Here is a 15,154-nt window from a genome sequence, read left to right as displayed (position 1 = left end):
GTTATCATCCGTATCAACGCCCTAACGGCCTATAGGATTGACTGCATGACGGATCTACATAACAAACTGTGCGAACAACTGAACATTGCTGGTTTGGCACCCATACCGCTGCCAACGCTAAGCAATATACAGACCCTGCCCAGTTGGTTTGCCGTGACGGATTTAATCTGCAGTACCATGTCACTGGCGTGGGGAGCGCTGCATCGCTATGCCAAAGTCGATCAAGTAGGCCAACTGGATGTCCGGCTGGCTAATTTATGGTTCGATTTTACCGTACAGCCGCAAGGCTGGCAGATTGCCAGTGCCTGGGACAACATCGCTGGAGACTACCTCGCCAAAGACGGCTGGATCCGCTTGCACACCAATGCTCCCCACCACAAAGCGGTGGCATTAAACGTATTAGGCTGCGCCGACGACAAAGACTCTGTACAAGCGATGGTTGGCGCGCACAATGCTAAAGACATCGAAACGGCCGTTGTGGAACAAGGTGGCTGTGCTGCTGCGATGCATTCTATTGAGCAATGGCGCTCGCACCCAGTGGGCAGTCAATTGCAATATGAGCCTCAGCTGCATTGGCAACTTTCTGAGACCGACCAAGCACAACCAAGCCAGCCCAACCCGACAAGCCCGTTAGCCGGTATCAAAGTATTGGATCTGACCCGTATTCTGGCAGGTCCGGTGGCAACGCGCTTTTTAGCTGCATTTGGCGCCGACGTGTTAAGAATTGATCCCAAAGATTGGCACGAGCCCAGCATCGAGCAAGAGGTGACACTGGGAAAACGTTGCGCGCGACTCGACCTGCACAATTCGACAGACAGGGCCATCTTTGAGCAGCTGATCGCTCAAGCCGACGTTTTAGTGCATGGCTATCGCAGCGATGCGTTGGAGCATTTAGGTTACGCATCTGCCAGCTTGTCGGCACTTAATCCGCTGTTAATCAATGTGTCTCTCAACGCCTACGGCTGGAATAACGAGTGGAGTACCCGCCGTGGCTTTGACAGCCTGGTACAAATGAGCAGCGGCATTGCCGACTACGGCATGACGCAGTCAGGCAGTGACAGACCGAAACCATTACCGGTTCAGGCACTGGACCACGCCACAGGGTATTTAATGGCAACGGCGGTGATTCAGGCACTGGAGCTCAAGCGCGATGCCGGGCTGGTGAGCCAGGTAAAAACATCACTCGCAGCGGTAGCAGAGTTATTAATATCAAACCCACTGTCTGACGCCTCCATCGCCATGGAAAGTCGACAAGACAGTGATTTCAGCACCACCCTTGAACACACCAGCTGGGGGCAAGCAAAGCGGGTTAAAGTGCCGTTTTCAGGTTCTGTAATACAACCCCACTGGCCAACTGGCGCGGTAACTTTGGGTTCATCAAACGCACAGTGGCGATAACAATCGCTACTGGCCTGCATAGCCAGCAATATTAGAGAGTCAGTTTTTAAGGACGGAGCAAAATGCATAAGGTATGCAGTGTCATTATTAGCGCTTTATTGGCCTCCTGTGCCTTCTCCCCTGCGGTTGAAAAACACCAAAGGTATGCCCGCCACTGCGACATGTACACCAAGCAGCTGACGTTAGAAACGGTGCCTCTGGAAGGGCATGAATGTAAAGACGCAAACAATGCCGAACAATGCGCGCTCATCGTGGCACTGGGTCTTCCAGTCGTGACATTTGTGGTGTCAGGCAGCATTGTATTGATCGGCAATACCCTGCATTGGGTAGAGTTTCATGGCAGTTGTGAGCGCGGTGCGGTGAATGAATATGTGCGGTCGTTTAAGCAGACCTTGGCTGAGGAATAAACGCTTACCGTCTGCGCCCACAAAACCGCAGCGTTTCTAGGGTCTGTTAACACGATTTCGCTCTTTACTACTGGACGTCAGTTTTTTCTTGAGTAAGGCATGAGGCGTGTGGTTTAACCAGTTAAAGAAGCAACGAATAACGCGACTCAAGAAAAAACGGACGCCAGCCCTTCGGGGTATGTCTGAACAGCGTGATCGAATTCGTGTTAACAGGCCCGAGCGCTATCGCCAATGGCCATCCACAAAGAGAAAAGCACCATGACGATAAAAGGCTCCTGCTTATGCGGCGATGTCACCTTCGAGATCCGTGCAGAGTTTAAAAATTTCTATCTCTGCCACTGTGCTCATTGCCAAAAGGATACCGGCTCTGCCTACGCAGCCAACTTATTTACCGGCAAAGAAGCGCTGGTGTGGCTAACAGGTGAAGATAAAGTAAAAACGTTCAAGCTCACGCCGACACGGCACAGCAAGAGTTTTTGCTGCCAGTGTGGCTCTGCAGTACCAAATACGACCAATGGGTTTTGCTCCGTCCCCGCAGGCAGTCTCGACAGCCAAATATCTAGGACGCCGGACGCGCACATATTCACCGCAAGTCAAGCCGACTGGGAGTCCGGGCTGGAGGGACTAAAGTCCTACGCAAGGTTTCCAGAATAGTCGTTGTCAAAGCTGGCTCAATGTATTTAATGTCGACAGGCTCTGAGCATGCGCCTGGCAACTCACAAGTAAAAAAGTAATTTCGGCCTTTGGCCAAATAGAAAAAGGGCAGCCACAAACGTGGCTGCCAAGGGGAGATCAGAGGCTATGCTCTGGGGTTCGAAGTTGTAAGCGCTCTTCCGCAATTTTGTTAGCGAGCAGTTCGGTTGGTTGGCCAGTGGCGTCGGAACGCTCAAAGATCTCTGCCAAAGTATCGCCAATGCCATCAATATGGGTACGCGCTTTTTTAGCCGAGTATTCTGGCCCTTCGTACGACACATCGATAATGCCACCGGCATTAATTACGTAATCGGGTGCATACAGAATACCGCGCTCCAGCACCGCTTGGTCGTGGTGCTTTTCAGCCAGCTGGTTGTTGGCAGCACCGGCAATCACAGTGGCTTTAATCTGCGGTAACGTTTGATCGTTAATGGCACCGCCCATGGCGCAGGGTGCAAATACGTCGACGTCGGCAGCAAAGATATCTTCTACGCTGACGATATTGGCGTTCCAACGCAGCTTCGCCATGTTGAGTTTTTCTTCGTTAATGTCACACACGGTCAGCTTAGCGCCAGCGTCGGCCAAATACTGCGCCAAATACATACCGACATTACCCAAGCCTTGAATCGCCACCTTCACGCCATTTAGATCGCGCTGCAATTTATGCTGCACGGCGGCTTTGATACCGACAAATACCCCGTAGGCAGTGGACGGCGATGGATCGCCGGACACGGGGTTGCCATCAACATCGAGCTTGCTTTGAATACCCGCAACATGCGGTGTCATGGAACCCATTTGCTCAATATCGGGCACACTGGTGCCTGAGTCTTCAGCCGCAATGTATTGACCGCCCAGTGAATGCACAAACTTACCCATGGCTTGCAACAGCGCGGGGGTTTTCATCGCCGACGGGTCACCGATGATAACGGACTTCCCTCCACCCAACGGCAGATTGGCCATGGCCGATTTATAACTCATACCACGAGACAGGCGCAGCACATCGCTCAATGCTTCTTCGTCAGACTGGTAAGCAAACATGCGACAGCCACCCAAGGCTGGGCCCCGGCTGGTATTGTGCACCGCAACGATGGCTTTTAGACCCGTTGCCGGGTCATGGTGAAAGTGCACGTCTTCGTGATGATCAAAATCTTTGTGTGAAAAAACGGACATAACTTACCTCTGACTGGCCGGTTGGAAGGTCTTTACTGGACTACCAAAAAACTGCTCCAGTAATACCTGTTCTTGTTGTTTTGCTTTTTCCAGGCTGGCCATTTTGACCGGCCCAAAGCCGCGAATATCGCTGGGCAACTGCGCATATTGCATCGCCACGGTAACGTTGCTGGCTGATAGCTGTTTCAGCATGTCGCGCAGCGTTGTCTGATAGCGTTTTACCAAGGCACGCTCTTCGCGGCGCTCGGGGTGGTAACCAAAGATATCCAGCTGTGTTCCGCGCAAACCTTTAAAGTGACGTAACACACGAAACGCTTTCATCATCCAGGGGCCAAATTCGCGCTTAATCGGTCGGCCAGTGCCGCGATTTACTTTTGACCAAAGCGGCGGCGCCAGATGGAAATTCAACTTAAATTTGCCATCGAATTGCTGGCGCACACTGTCGATAAAGGCAGGGTCAGCCATCATGCGAGCGACTTCGTATTCGTCCTTATACGCCATCACTTTATACAGGTTGCGCGCCACCAATTTAGTCAGTCGTGTACTGCCGGCGCATTTTTCTTGCTCCGCTTGCTGCACTTCCTGCACCAATTGTTGGTATTGCTGCGCATACGCGGCGTCCTGATAGTCGGTCAGACGTCGAACGCGATCGGCAATAATCTCGCCCAGGTCTTCCAGAGGCTGGAATGGCTTAGGGGTGCCCGGCAGCTGATTGACAATGGTTTCTACCGCCAGCTGATCATGAGCGGCACGACGGCCCCACAATACGGCTTGCTTGTTGGCTTCGACCGCTGCGCCATTCAGCTCGATCGCTTGGTCCAGCGCCGCTGGTGAAATCGGCATTAAACCTTTTTGCATGGCATAACCAATCATAAACATGTTGGTGGCCATGGCATCCCCCAGCAAGGCTTTGGCCAAGCGAGTGGCATTAACAAAGCGAGTTTTATCTGCACCCACTGCATCGGCGATGGTGTCTTTCATCGACTTGGCCGGGAACTGTGCATCGGCGTTGCGAGTAAACTCGGCGGTAATGGCTTCGTGATCGTTAATAATGCCGTAGGTGAGTTTATCGTTGACCTTGGCCAAGGTATCGTCGCTGGCGCTCACCACCAAGTCGCAACCCAGCAGCAAGTTAGCCTCGCCCGCTGGAATACGTACCGCGTTAATGTCGGCAGGTTTATTGGCAAAGCGCACATGGCTGACCACCGCACCGAATTTTTGCGCCAGGCCGGTCATATCCAATACCGATACTCCTAACCCTTGGATATGAGCCGCCATGCCCATGACTGCCGCCGTGGTCACCACACCAGTGCCACCCACGCCCGTCAGTACCAAATTCCAAGTGTTGCTGGCGTCGGCCAGTGCTGGTTCAGGCAGGTTTAACAGCGACGGCGCCTGATTCACCACATTGGCATCGGGAATGTGTTTTTTCAGACTGCCGCCTTCGACCGTCACGAAGCTCGGGCAAAAGCCATCCAAACAGCTGAAATCTTTGTTGCAGGCATCCTGGTCGATACTGCGCTTGCGACCCAGCTCGGTTTCTTTTGGCACCACTGATAAACAATTGGATTGCACACTGCAATCACCGCAGCCTTCGCACACGTCTTGATTAATAATCACGCGCTTTTGCGGATCTGGCATCTTGCCGCGCTTACGCCGGCGACGCTTTTCCGCCGCACAGGTTTGCTCATAAATCAGTACAGAGACACCGGGCAACTCGCGCATGGTTTTTTGCACAAATTCCATTTCTTTGCGGTCAAAGAATTTGGTGCCATCGGCAAATTCGTATTTATTGGTGTATTTGGACAAATCGTCACTGACCAAATAAATATGCTTAACGCCTTCACCGTAGAGTTGATGAGTTAATTGCATCACACTCATGGTGCCATCCAACGGCTGGCCACCGGTCATGGCGACGGCGTCGTTGTACAAAATTTTGTAGGTAATATTGGCACCGGAAGCAATGGCCTGACGAATGGCCAAACTACCGGAATGGAAATACGTACCGTCACCTAGGTTCTGGAATACATGCTTATCACCGACAAAAGGCGCCTGGCCGACCCAGGTCACCCCTTCGCCGCCCATTTGGGTGAAGGTCGAGGTCGAGCGATCCATCCAGTTCACCATGTAGTGGCAACCAATGCCGCCTAACGCGCGACTGCCTTCTGGTACCTTGGTGGAGCTGTTGTGCGGACAGCCGGAACAATAATGTGGCACCCGGTCAATGCCAGTGCGAGGTTTGGCCAGCGCCTCTTCTTTTTTGTTTAAGAACTCCAACCGCTCTTGCACCACATCGCTGGTGTAGAACTGTTTAATGCGATCGGCAATGACGCGTGCGATCATCGCTGGCGTCAATTCGGTGGTGTTGGGCAGCAATACATTGCGTTGCTCGTCAAACTCACCCACCACGCGTGGCCGCTCTTCCACTGGCCAGTTGTACAATTGCCCGGTCAGCTGGTCTTCCAAGATGGAGCGTTTTTCCTCCACCACCAACACTTCTTCCAAGCCTTTGGCGAATTCGTGCGTCAGCACCGGGTCCAGCGGCCAGCTCATGCCCACTTTAAATACCCGAATGCCAATGTCACAGGCCAGTTGATCGTCGATGCCTAAGTCCGCCAACGCTTGGCGAACATCCAGGTAAGATTTGCCCGTGGTGATGATACCGAGCTTCGGCTCTTTGCTATCAACGACGATTTTGTTCAGACCATTGGCTCTGGCAAAGGCAATGGCGCTGTAGATTTTGTAGCGGTTTAAGCGCTCTTCCTGGGCTTGTGGCGAATCGGGCCAGCGGATGTGCACACCGTCGGCGGGCAGTTCAAAATCGCTCGGCATATTGATCTGAATGCGGCTCTGCTCGACATCCACCACCTGCGAGCTATCCATCACTTCGGTAATGGCCTTCAGACACACCCAGCAGCCGCTGTAGCGCGACAGCTCCCAGCCATAAATACCGTAGTCCAACACTTCTTGCACACCGGCGGGGTTAAGTACCGGAATGCTGGCGCCAATCATCATGTGCTCGCTTTGGTGCGGCAACGTCGATGACTTGGACGCATGGTCGTCGCCGGCCACCAGCAGCACACCACCGTGCTTCGAGGTACCGGCCGCGTTGGCGTGCTTGAACACGTCCATCGAGCGATCAACACCCGGACCTTTGCCGTACCACATGGCATAGACGCCGTCGTACTTGGCGTCGTCGTACATGTTGGCCTGTTGGCTGCCCCACACCGCCGTCGCCCCCATGTCTTCATTGATGGCGGGCTGAAAGCGTACATTGTGGTTTTTGAGGAATTTTTGCGCGCTCCACAGCGCGCCGTCCAGCCCGCCCAGGGGCGAGCCACGATAACCGGATATGTAGCCCGCCGTGTTTAAGCCAGCGGCTTTGTCACGCGCAGCCTGCAACATGGGCAAACGCACCAATGCCTGGATGCCCGTCATGTAAACCGGACCGTCATTGCGGGTGTACTTATCATCAAGCGATACGGATTGCAGTCTCATGGTTGAGCTCCTGCGCATTGTTATTGTTGTTGAGTCGGCTCCCTGACTTTTTAAACAAGCGTTTGGATTTACCTGTTTCTGCGTCAGCCTTATTAAACAGTTATCACAGCCAAGATGACTTGAGCCATAGCTTCCAACAAAAAACATAAAATTTGCCAAAACGTTCTGTCACGAGTAACTTTTAGAAAGATTTATCCTCAAGAGATTTACTCAGTGGAAGATTTATCCCAGGAAAAATGGACCAAAATCGACAAGAAAATCCTCGCCATATTGCAACAGGACGCCACCCTTTCAGTGGCCGAAGTGGCCAATCAAGTGGGACTGTCACAGTCGCCGTGTTGGCGTCGGATAAACCGCTTAGAGCAAGCCGGCCTGATTCGCCGGCGAGTGGCGCTATTGGACGCACAAAAGCTCGGGCTGGGCGTGGTGGTATTTGTGAATGTAAGGCTAAGCGGTCATGCCGATCAGTCATTAAGAGAGTTCGAAGAAGCCATTTGTGCCTTTCCAGAAGTGACCGAGTGCTACACCATGACTGGCAGCATGGACTTCCATTTGCGCATTCTGGTGAAAGACATTCAGGGGTATGAGCGTTTTTTCCGCGACCATTTATCGCAAATGCCCGCGGTGCGAGAGGTGCACAGCAGCGTCGCCATCACCCAGTTGAAGTACACCACCGAGCTGCCACTGGGGCTGCTCAACGATGAATTAAAATGATCGCCAGAGCCCTGCCCTTGGCGCTGTGATGCATCAACGGGCGAGCTGGGCTTGGGCTAGCTGAGGTTCAGTTGCTCGCCAGCCTAATATCGTCAGCCGCATAGTGCAGCCGGTGTTTAAACCAACGTGATGAATTCACCCACCGGCTCCTGCAGCGAGTGCTACCTGTGGCTACCCCAATACCCGGCTCAACACGATGCTGCCGCCGAGCACGCTAAACACCGTGCCACACACGGCGTCGATATAACGGCTGGCACGCTGCAATCGCTGTTGCATGGACGACGAAGACAGCCAGCAGGCCAGCAGTGAAAACCACGCCAGCGACAGCGCAAACAACATCAACGCCGCCGTGCCTTTGAACCACCAGCTCACACTGGCAGGCACCAAGGTCGACACCAGACTGACAAAAAATACCAACGCCTTGGGGTTTAATAAGTTGGTCACCAGTCCTTTTACCAGCGCCATGTGCGGGGAGGTAATTTGCTCTGTCGACGCCTGCGTTGGCGCGGCTGCCGGTTGATGCCAACTGAGGTAGGTCGAACGCAGCGCCGATAGGCCCAAGTACAGCAGATAACTGCCGCCAGCCAATTGCACCAGCATGAATAGAGTTTCGTGTTGCTGAATAACAAAGCTCACGCCGGTCAGACTAAAAATGGTATGCAAACCGATACCCAATGCCAGACCACACGCAATGTACACGCCCGTTGCACGGCCATAGCGGGCCACGTTTTGCACCACCAACGCAAAGTCAGGCCCTGGGCTTATCAAGCCGATGGTGTGTATTGTCGCTAAGGTTAATAATAAAGTCAGTTCGTTCATGTCGGTTTACCGTGTTATTTGCCGACAGTATTCCCAATAAAGCCATGGCTGGCTTGTATATTTCTGACAGTGAGCAGTTATTGCCTGACGCACGAAGGTGCCACGCCAAACTGGCGCTTAAATGCTTTGCAAAAATGCGCCTGATCGTAAAAACCCACCTGTTGTGCCACGTCAGCCACGGCATCTCCGCGCTGCAGCAATTTCATGCTCTGCTCCAGACGCAGTTGCGCAAACCAGGCATAAGGGGTCATACCCGTGGTGGCTTTAAAATGGCGCTGCAGTTGAGTGGTGCTCAAGTCACACAGGTTGGCCAATGAAGCCAAGCGCACGGGCTGATCGAGGTGCGCCATCAAAAAGCTCTTTAATTCGGCCAGCGACTGCCGGCCTAATCGCTTAACCGGTTGTCGCGCCAACGCACCGTAACGTTCAAACAACAGGTTAAAGCCTTCTAGCGGTAAACAATCCTGCGCTAATTGACTCAGCTGCGTTTGCCGCAACCATTGATGGGCCTGCTGCAATACAGCAAACACAGATGCATCGTGAACAATGAGTTGTTGAAAATGCAGCAGCTGCTCCGGGCTGCGCAAATCGGCCAGCTCACTGAGACTGACAGGGTCAATGGCAAACACATTCACCTGATAGCCTTGCTGCTGCCAGGCCTCGCCGTCGTGCAGCTCATCCGGTGGCATCAGCACCAGCTGACCGGCGTGGGCGGTATGGCTGTGGCCACGATAGCGAAAAGTCTGCGCCCCCTTTGTGATCAGGCCAATATGAAAGTCCAGATGATAGTGTCGCTGGAACGCGAAGGTCTGGTAATTGGCGTCAATCAGGCGGATATCAGGCTGTGGCTGGTAGTAGTGGATTTGGTCCATACAGGTTGCATCACTGGGTATGACGCTAGGCTAGCGCGGTGGCCGGGGCTTTGTCTTGTAAAAAAATGGCGGGGCGATGACTGACATGGCGTTTGTTGAAAGCTCTGAAACGGGTTGCTCACTGCGGCTCGCTATATCCAGACCATCATGATCTCCCCCCTTATGTTTCCCCCACTTACGACCTCAAGACACCGCACGGCACTATTTACGCAGCACCATCTACGCGGCGCCGGTATCGCTCAGTTCGGCTCGATGGTGCCAGCGCAACGACAAAAAATAATCGTCTTCATCCGTGGTGGAGTACCCCAAGGAGTGGTAGAGGGCAAGGGCTCGTTCATTGCATTTAAAACACGACAAAGTGACGTCTTGATGCTGCGACACCGCCATAGCATGAATCGCCGCCATCACTTGCTTACCCAGCCCACGGCCCTGATAGGACGCATCCAGTACAATTAAGTGCAAATGCAGGGCTTGCTGATAAGTACGAAAACAAACGAAGCCAACTTTATTGCCATCAACCAATACCCATTGGAACCACTCAGGCTGATATTCATCGCGCAGACGTTGGCGCTGATCGTCATCGTACCAACCGAATACACGATCGACGTAAGCAAATAAACCCGCTTTGAGTAAATTAAATACGTCATCACTAAGGGGGTCATCGATGGGTGTAAACTGGATATTCACAATACTCGTTATATAAATATGGCCATGGTGTTAGCGGATCATTAAAAATTCCACCACTGCTATTAAACCATGAAGATATGTTACAAACACCAGTCACAAGCATCCGTTAGAAAAACGCCCAAGAACATTTACAGCCGGCCGTCACGAATAATCAGGTGCCTGCATAACAGCAGAGTAACTTGGATAGTTGCAGTAACTTGGATAGTTGCATTGACACTCTAGCGCCTGCTGACACTACTTTGATCACGCGATTATGAGATGCCCCCCTCAATCAAGGCGCGAAGATAGTGCTTTAACGAGTCAAATAAGGGATAAGCAACACAGAGTGAGAGATGTCGGCCGTACCCTAAAGCGCTGGAGCCTATTTTTCCCTAAGTAGCATTATTCTGAGGAGAGTTATTCTAAGTAGCGTTATTCATTGCTTATTCAGTTAACCCACGCGCCTCATACCTCAAAAAACTGACTTCCAGCAGCAAAGAGCTAAATAGTATTCACAGGCCCTAACCAATAGCAAAGTGTAAGATCATAACCACGGCAATGGCTCCGATCGTTGCAGCACCGACTTGCAGCATGCCGTCGCGTTCCATTAAACCAAGGCCCATCAGGAGAATAATCAACGCAGGACCCAGATTGGCCAATGGTAGCGGAATCACAATAACACCCCCTAAGGCGACCACCACCATGCCGTTGATACGATCGACCACTGGGGCTTCTGAAAACTGCCAGCGCGGTCGAATAAAGCGCTCCATGGTCTTGATCTTACGCTCTATCAATAACAGCGCAGCCCGCACCGACGAGGCTTTCAGTGGATAATCAAGAATACTCTTGGGGAGCCAGACCTTAGCTACCCCCAACGCCATCTGTAAGCCAATGGCAACGCTAACCAACCCTGCAACCATAGATACCAGCGGTATCACATTGAAGACAGCGACCAGGACCAAATACATACCAAAGGTTCGATCGCCCAAATGCTTGGTCAGCTCTCGCAATGTAACGACATCGGCGTCTTTGTGTTGCTCAGCAAGGTCATGAATAACATCCGATGTCCGTCTGCGCGGCTGGACTGGAACAGAGAAGATCGATACAGAGCTATTTTGTGACTTATTCACACAAAGCCTTCACACAGAACCTTGCCACAGAGCCTTGATACAGAAACTTGGCACCAAACCTTCACACCGTACATTCACTTAGTACACAGTAAGTCACTGCCCGGTCGTGACATTCAGACCAATCATCTGCTTGTTTACCTGCATCATTCAAACTCGTCTTCGACAATCCCTTCCGATATCTCGTGCAAGTAGGTTCCCTCATCTGAGGTAAGCAAAACATCCCCGTCGCTCTCGGCTTGCTTAAAAGCTAGGTGGGCAATGGTGGGCGTCGATGCATCACCGCTGGTGGCGCTGCCGTCGATAAGAGCCGATATATTGAAACTCAATGAGCTCGTAAGGTCATAAATCGCCTGATCGTCCAACGCTTCACTATCCAGTGCTTGCTGTTGCAGTGTCCGCCTGATCGTACGAACCAGCTCGATAGCAAAGTGCTGATGGTGTTCATCGAATACGGATGGATCATGGAGTGTTTTCACCGGCTCTCCTGTTTGATGAATGTAAATGTTTATACCAAGGACAGGAACATCCGCCGTCGACCAAGGAATAGGTAGCTCCAGCTTGTATAGAATCACCACGCTGCAGTCAAGGCAGCGTTGAACGGCAATCCAATAAATCCTCAACAGTCATGCCAAAGCGATTGTACTTCCATGCCAATCAGCAAACATTACAATAAAACCCGACATTAGACATTTAGTGCCGAGCCAGTTCGATTTACTCTGTTGCCTCCATTCACGGAAGGAGACAACAAATGGCATTTCTCATCTTGGCTGGCATACAAATCGCCGTCTTATTGTTTTTTATGTGGGCCGAACGGCGCTGGCCACATAAACAACGGCCGCAGCATCGTGGCTTTAATCGTACTTGGGCCACGGTACTGGCCTTTGCTTGGATATGGGCGCAGGTGCTGCTGTATACCTGGTCGGTATGGTCAACGGATCAACCGATGTTGGCCAATCACTGGGTGGCAGAAGGGTTTGTGTATTATTTGCTGTACTCATGTGTGAACTATTGGGCGCACCGGCTTAAGCATGCTTGGCACCCTGCTTGGCATTATTTGCACTACATGCACCATTCGCCCACACACATGGAAAGCCGAGTGGCCTTTTACCGCCACCCAGTAGAAATGATAGCTAATTCTTTAGTATTACTTTTGACGGGTAAACTCATATTTAATGTGTCCCCAGAGGCCATTGCTCTGGCATTAACCATTGAAGGTTGCTTAGAGACTTTCCATCATTCAAATATACGTTTACAAAAAAGAATCCGACCATTAGGATACTTAATACAAATCCCAGAACAACATCTTTTGCACCATAAACGTGGACTGCACGCTCAGAACTACAGCCCACTTACCTTATGGGACACACTATTTGGAACCGTGGCTTTTCCAGAGCAAGATGTACAGGAGTTGGGATTTAAGGACAAAGGCCGAGCCTGGCCATACTTATGGTTTAAACAGTAAATGGATGCACTATGGACTCAACCGAACGATTCAAACAATACTTCCAACAGCTGCCTGACTGTTATCGACCAGATGCCGTTGGCATCAAGGACTTGGAACAGGTTCTACGTGATCGAATAGAAAGATATCTGAATACGGAAATCTACATTGGCGCCAGCAAACCCATGAAAGGGACCTACTCGCTACTGTCACAAGGGTCGGGCGTAAGCCGCAGTTACATCTGGAAGTTTTTTAATGGCAAATCAATCTGCCTGACTAATATGAATCGCCTGGCCGATTATTTTGGTGTGACGTACGTCGTATCCAACTTCCCGGTAGAGTAACGCGAGCCAGCAAGGTGACCAGTGCCTTAGCGATACCCAGTGTCACTTTTGTCGAACATCAGCCCCAAACGCCACAAGCGTTGGGGCTGATTCATTTAAGGTCTTAGCTCAGCGATCAACATCCGCATGAGCTTGAGCAACACACTGTCTCACACAATAACCCCTGAGTTTGACCCAAGGGCCGTGGTTTATCACAACACTACACCGAGTGAGCAACCGTCGCTTCTGGCTGTTGAGATGTTTCCAAGCGAATGAATCCAACACCAATCCAAGCAAACCAGACGATTTGAGTGATACCAAATATCTCGGTAATCACATCGGCAGGATACACAGTAGCGATTCCCGCAAGGCCGACAAATACGCCAAGATAGTTCAGTCCGCGAGAAAATAACTTCGCAGACAGATTGCACAGGCTGACCAACAGCACCCAGAGGCCGCCCACCAGCTCATTTCCGCCACCAAGACTTTCTGTTAACAGAGCAACGATGTGCCAGGTTTCTGTGGCCCGCTCGGTATTGGTTGGCGCCAAACTGACCACGGAGTTTAAGCCGGTAACAAAGATCATGGCGGTGGCGATCACCAAACCAATCCACAGCGCGCCAAACAAGGTGGCAAACTTGCTCATGAAAGCCGCTTTAGAGTCGGCATATTTTTCATGCAGGCCTAAGACCAGCCCAGACAGCACGACACCGAAAATGGCGTAGATCAAATAATAAACAGAGCTGATCACTACTTGGTTGTCGGCTAGGTATGCGAGCCGTTCGGCCTCCCCGGCCGAGTGAGGGTACGCCCAAAAAGCACCAAAATAGACAAACGCAGCAATGTAGATCAAAGCCAACGCTATACCGGAGTACCCGGCAATGTAATCAATCTTTTTCACTTCAGCTCCTTTCATCACACAACACACACCGCCATACAGGCGACCAGATGTGCCAATCAGTATCGGTTCTTCACCTTATCACCAATGATTGGCAGGACCTAGTGACTGAACTGTTCAGCAAAGGGAGCTTGATTATTAAAAGAAATGGGACCCAATACGATAGCTAGAATGCTGCCTGTACTCGACCTTCTATGCCCTACCCTGAATGAAATTTCAGCTCTCGGACAGTTCGATTCAACGCTCTCAGCCGGATGCCGTTATAGGCTGTTTTACCAAAGCCTTTTGATGGCTGATATTTTCCAAACCCACCGGAGAGTACCCTAAAGCGCTGTAAAAATTGGCCGCCGCCGATGTATCGGTGAATAGCTGTAACTCATCAAAGTACTGGCTGGCGTGCTGTTCAATTTCTTGCATTAACGCCTTACCTACGCCGAGGCTGCGTGCATGATTCATCACGTAGAGCCTGCGAACCCGACCAATATCAGCGTTACAACGGTAAGGGTCTTGATTGACTCCGCCAATACCGACCAGCTCACCATCAAGGTATGCAGCAAAGAGTGCCTCGCCATCGCCGTCAAACCGATTCTTACCCTGAGTAAACTCTGAAATAAGGCGCTCTACAAACCGAAAACCTTGTACTGTGCTCTCAGTGGCCAGTTTGCTAATACCGTCAGGCAGAGCCGTTACTTTCTCAATATTCATGCTAGAAATACACAGAAAATTTATCAGCTAGGTATTTTAACTAAATATTTTCGCTAAAAAACAACAATTCATAGTCAAATTAGGTTCACTGCGGCACCAGATAATCTCCCCGAGCTGCTCGTATCACGCAAGTGCGTATGATTGATACCAAGGCCACTCACCAATGGCATTCATGTAACAAGAGTTGGGTTTATACCGACACCGACTACTTCGACGCTGATGAACATGCGTTAATTAAAGCTTTGCGACGGCAGCATTGACACAGGCAAAAATTTTACAGTAAAGCGAGTGAAAATACGCAGTTGCACATAGAAGTGCGATTTGTCATGCTAAAAAAGCTCTTACTACGTCCTCACAGCAGGACGCTTTTTTCGGGGGACAAAGCGAATCAATGCGCTTGTGTCCACAAAGCTTTGCACT

15 protein-coding genes are annotated in these 15,154 nt (G+C 51.3%); 6 read left to right on the top strand and 9 right to left on the bottom strand.

Annotated elements, in window-relative coordinates; all coding sequences use genetic code 11:
• The first annotated feature begins 45 nt into the window (after positions 1-45).
• The 3 genes from CHH28_RS08995 (at position 46) to CHH28_RS08985 (ending at position 2,459) form a co-directional block, all read left to right on the top strand.
• The gene (locus CHH28_RS08995) at positions 46-1,398 is read left to right on the top strand and encodes a CoA transferase (protein ID WP_094059994.1); all 1,353 of its coding nucleotides are present in this window, start codon (positions 46-48) and stop codon (positions 1,396-1,398) included.
• A gap of 62 nt (positions 1,399-1,460) precedes the next feature.
• Positions 1,461-1,805, top strand: a complete 345-nt coding sequence (locus tag CHH28_RS08990) for a hypothetical protein (protein WP_094059993.1) — start codon at positions 1,461-1,463, stop codon at positions 1,803-1,805.
• A gap of 258 nt (positions 1,806-2,063) precedes the next feature.
• A complete protein-coding gene (locus CHH28_RS08985; RefSeq protein WP_094062025.1) occupies positions 2,064-2,459 on the top strand; it encodes a GFA family protein in 396 nt (131 codons plus the stop codon).
• Positions 2,460-2,597: 138 nt separating this feature from the next.
• Here CHH28_RS08985 and CHH28_RS08980 read toward each other — a convergent pair whose 3' ends face one another.
• Together CHH28_RS08980 and CHH28_RS08975 are read right to left on the bottom strand one after the other, a co-directional pair.
• Positions 2,598-3,668, bottom strand: coding sequence for a Glu/Leu/Phe/Val family dehydrogenase (locus CHH28_RS08980; RefSeq protein WP_094059992.1), 1,071 nt, complete (start codon positions 3,666-3,668; stop codon positions 2,598-2,600).
• Positions 3,669-3,671: 3 nt separating this feature from the next.
• Positions 3,672-7,166, bottom strand: coding sequence for an indolepyruvate ferredoxin oxidoreductase family protein (locus tag CHH28_RS08975; protein ID WP_094059991.1), 3,495 nt, complete (start codon positions 7,164-7,166; stop codon positions 3,672-3,674).
• A 213-nt stretch (positions 7,167-7,379) separates the two neighbouring features.
• On the opposite strand from CHH28_RS08975, the gene CHH28_RS08970 reads away from it, so the two are divergent.
• Entirely contained in the window at positions 7,380-7,880 is a 501-nt protein-coding gene (locus tag CHH28_RS08970) for an Lrp/AsnC family transcriptional regulator (protein ID WP_094059990.1), read from the top strand.
• Positions 7,881-8,051: 171 nt separating this feature from the next.
• Here the strand turns inward: CHH28_RS08970 and CHH28_RS08965 are convergent, their stop codons facing one another.
• From CHH28_RS08965 to CHH28_RS08945, 5 genes are all read right to left on the bottom strand, one after another.
• A complete protein-coding gene (locus tag CHH28_RS08965) occupies positions 8,052-8,699 on the bottom strand; it encodes a LysE family translocator (RefSeq protein ID WP_094059989.1) in 648 nt (215 codons plus the stop codon).
• A gap of 77 nt (positions 8,700-8,776) precedes the next feature.
• Positions 8,777-9,571 carry an AraC family transcriptional regulator gene (locus CHH28_RS08960; RefSeq protein ID WP_094059988.1) on the bottom strand — a complete coding sequence of 265 codons (795 nt, stop codon included), beginning with the start codon at positions 9,569-9,571 and terminating at the stop codon, positions 8,777-8,779.
• Between the two features lie 219 nt (positions 9,572-9,790).
• Positions 9,791-10,258 (bottom strand): GNAT family N-acetyltransferase, encoded by a 468-nt coding sequence (locus CHH28_RS08955; RefSeq protein ID WP_199244039.1) that lies wholly within the window; start codon positions 10,256-10,258, stop codon positions 9,791-9,793.
• Between the two features lie 500 nt (positions 10,259-10,758).
• A complete protein-coding gene (locus tag CHH28_RS08950; RefSeq protein WP_199244038.1) occupies positions 10,759-11,367 on the bottom strand; it encodes an exopolysaccharide biosynthesis protein in 609 nt (202 codons plus the stop codon).
• Between the two features lie 143 nt (positions 11,368-11,510).
• Positions 11,511-11,843 carry a hypothetical protein gene (locus CHH28_RS08945; RefSeq protein WP_157729848.1) on the bottom strand — a complete coding sequence of 111 codons (333 nt, stop codon included), beginning with the start codon at positions 11,841-11,843 and terminating at the stop codon, positions 11,511-11,513.
• A 272-nt stretch (positions 11,844-12,115) separates the two neighbouring features.
• Here CHH28_RS08945 and CHH28_RS08940 point away from each other — a divergent pair, with 272 nt between their 5' ends.
• Together CHH28_RS08940 and CHH28_RS08935 are read left to right on the top strand one after the other, a co-directional pair.
• A complete protein-coding gene (locus CHH28_RS08940; RefSeq protein ID WP_094059985.1) occupies positions 12,116-12,829 on the top strand; it encodes a sterol desaturase family protein in 714 nt (237 codons plus the stop codon).
• A gap of 11 nt (positions 12,830-12,840) precedes the next feature.
• Positions 12,841-13,152 (top strand): helix-turn-helix domain-containing protein, encoded by a 312-nt coding sequence (locus CHH28_RS08935; RefSeq protein ID WP_094059984.1) that lies wholly within the window; start codon positions 12,841-12,843, stop codon positions 13,150-13,152.
• A gap of 199 nt (positions 13,153-13,351) precedes the next feature.
• Here CHH28_RS08935 and CHH28_RS08930 read toward each other — a convergent pair whose 3' ends face one another.
• Both CHH28_RS08930 and CHH28_RS08925 read right to left on the bottom strand, forming a co-directional pair.
• Entirely contained in the window at positions 13,352-14,032 is a 681-nt protein-coding gene (locus tag CHH28_RS08930; protein ID WP_094062023.1) for a hypothetical protein, read from the bottom strand.
• A 243-nt stretch (positions 14,033-14,275) separates the two neighbouring features.
• Positions 14,276-14,734 (bottom strand): GNAT family N-acetyltransferase, encoded by a 459-nt coding sequence (locus CHH28_RS08925; protein ID WP_094059983.1) that lies wholly within the window; start codon positions 14,732-14,734, stop codon positions 14,276-14,278.
• Positions 14,735-15,154: the final 420 nt, after the last annotated feature.

Source organism: Bacterioplanes sanyensis, assembly GCF_002237535.1.
Classification (GTDB): Bacteria; Pseudomonadota; Gammaproteobacteria; order Pseudomonadales; family Oceanobacteraceae; genus Bacterioplanes; species Bacterioplanes sanyensis_A.
This window is presented reverse-complemented; position numbering and strand designations above follow the sequence as displayed.

What these genes read in the sequence shown, in the direction of transcription:
- CHH28_RS08925 (WP_094059983.1), bottom strand. Translation starts at nt 14,734, where the DNA reads ATGAATATTGAGAAAGTAACGGCTCTGCCTGACGGTATTAGCAAACTG.
- CHH28_RS08995 (WP_094059994.1), top strand. Translation starts at nt 46, where the DNA reads ATGACGGATCTACATAACAAACTGTGCGAACAACTGAACATTGCTGGT.
- CHH28_RS08975 (WP_094059991.1), bottom strand. Translation starts at nt 7,166, where the DNA reads ATGAGACTGCAATCCGTATCGCTTGATGATAAGTACACCCGCAATGAC.
- CHH28_RS08965 (WP_094059989.1), bottom strand. Translation starts at nt 8,699, where the DNA reads ATGAACGAACTGACTTTATTATTAACCTTAGCGACAATACACACCATC.
- CHH28_RS08985 (WP_094062025.1), top strand. Translation starts at nt 2,064, where the DNA reads ATGACGATAAAAGGCTCCTGCTTATGCGGCGATGTCACCTTCGAGATC.
- CHH28_RS08960 (WP_094059988.1), bottom strand. Translation starts at nt 9,571, where the DNA reads ATGGACCAAATCCACTACTACCAGCCACAGCCTGATATCCGCCTGATT.
- CHH28_RS08935 (WP_094059984.1), top strand. Translation starts at nt 12,841, where the DNA reads ATGGACTCAACCGAACGATTCAAACAATACTTCCAACAGCTGCCTGAC.
- CHH28_RS08980 (WP_094059992.1), bottom strand. Translation starts at nt 3,668, where the DNA reads ATGTCCGTTTTTTCACACAAAGATTTTGATCATCACGAAGACGTGCAC.
- CHH28_RS08990 (WP_094059993.1), top strand. Translation starts at nt 1,461, where the DNA reads ATGCATAAGGTATGCAGTGTCATTATTAGCGCTTTATTGGCCTCCTGT.
- CHH28_RS08940 (WP_094059985.1), top strand. Translation starts at nt 12,116, where the DNA reads ATGGCATTTCTCATCTTGGCTGGCATACAAATCGCCGTCTTATTGTTT.